The sequence below is a fragment of the Pseudoxanthomonas sp. LARHCG66 genome, assembly GCF_052871755.1.
This window is the reverse complement of sequence record NZ_JBIXJW010000015.1, coordinates 1-1,628: the sequence shown is the minus strand read 5'-3', so window position 1 is coordinate 1,628 and position 1,628 is coordinate 1. Positions and strand designations below refer to the sequence as shown.

Genomic DNA, 1,628 nt, shown 5'->3' with positions numbered 1-1,628 from the left:
CAGCCGTGGTTGAGCTGCTTAAAAGTCACCATTGCCAGCTAACACCTGAATTAAGCCGACCCGCGAAGCGGGTTCGGCTTGAATGAATTGTTAGGGGGCGGCTACGGCGTGTTGAGCTCGGACAGCTCAACCAAGTACGAGCGTCCCCCGACCGTACTGAACTCTACGCGGCAATCGTACGCTACGTTGCCGCCAGGCTCAGGCAGGGAGCCGCGAACCCGGTAGTGGGCAACGGCGGAGGACAACAGGTTGGTCTCGAAGCCTTCTTTGACCAACAAGGCCGGAAGAGCAGAAGCCAGCTGCTGCACACCTAGGGCGCCCTCTCCGGCCAGGGGCGGCCGCGACGTGCCAGCAAGGAGATCCACGGCGACGTTGCCGCCGGCAGCAACGATCGATCGCGCGAAGTGATTAATGCCGTAATCGCCGGCCCAGTAATTGAGCGTGCTGGCGAACTGGTGGCAGACGTTATGCGCCACTAATTTCAGCGGCTTCAGCGACGATGACACTCTCCAAGCCCCCTAACGCCAGAATTAAGCCGAGCCGCGAAGCGGCGTCGGCTTGAATGAATTGTTAGGGCCCTCTACGTGATAGGTGGCATGAGACTCGATCCACACGCCGCGAGTTGAGGGATCTTGTAATGACGCCGGAGGCGAGGTGAACAGCTCAAGGTGCACGGTCTCTCGGTTGGCCCAGCGAGCGCCAACGTAACGGAGGCGTAGAACCAAGTGCGATCCTGTGACTCCGTTAGAGGTGACCGGCTCATCTAGCCGGATGAGCGCAGCAGATTGACCGTTCTCGCCTTGGATGAAACCGACGCACTCCCCGAAGTGGGCGATCCGGCCATTGAGCCATTTCGGCTCCATGTCGTAGCCGCCATCTAACCGAACCCGGTTACCGGCACGAAGCCGGTGGCCTAACAGGTTGGCTAAGAAGGAAAGTGCCATGAGGGCCCTAACGACTGAATTAAGCCGACCCGTCATGGGGTGGCACCGAAGCCGATAGTACCCAGAACGACCCGAAGTTAGCGAACCTGATGCGGGTTCGGCTTGAATGAATTGTTAGACGCGCTTACAGGACGACTCAACAACCGCCTCTTTGTACATTGAGTTGACCGGAATAGAACGGGAGGTTTGCCCATCAAAGTGGATGATCCGTGATTGATACACAGACTTCTTTTTTAGCTGGGCATCCTGAATATCCTGGCCAAACTTATTACTGATGGTTGCATCTGTGGAGGAGAGGAACTCGACCCTCGTGACCGTTGAAGTGATTACGTCGCCGTCTAGCTGCCACGTACCGTGAGCTAAGTCTTTGTCTGTCACCGCCAGCCCTCCCTGAGGGGTGACAACGGACGTGGTGAGACTCGAGTAAGTGTGGTCAGCGTTGTTCGTCGTGCGAGTCGTAACCAATAGATCAAAGTTTGGTCCATGCATAGTGGTAGGCCCACACTCCCACGTGCCGATGAGCGATGCATCCGAGATGGCTGGCCGTCCGCTGGCGCATCCAGCGAGTAGCAATGCAGCAAGTAATGCAGATCGCATGAAGGCTCCGAGCGCGTCTAACACCTGAATTAAGCCGACCCGCGAAGCGGGTTCGGCTTGAATGAATTGTTAGGCCGCGTCACGGGA

1 protein-coding gene is annotated in these 1,628 nt (G+C 57.5%); it reads right to left on the bottom strand.

Annotated elements, in window-relative coordinates; translation table 11 throughout:
- Positions 1-101 precede the first annotated feature (101 nt).
- Positions 102-506: a hypothetical protein gene (locus ACIPRS_RS18825; protein ID WP_446539650.1), complete on the bottom strand. Its 405-nt coding sequence runs from the start codon at positions 504-506 to the stop codon at positions 102-104.
- Positions 507-1,628: the final 1,122 nt, after the last annotated feature.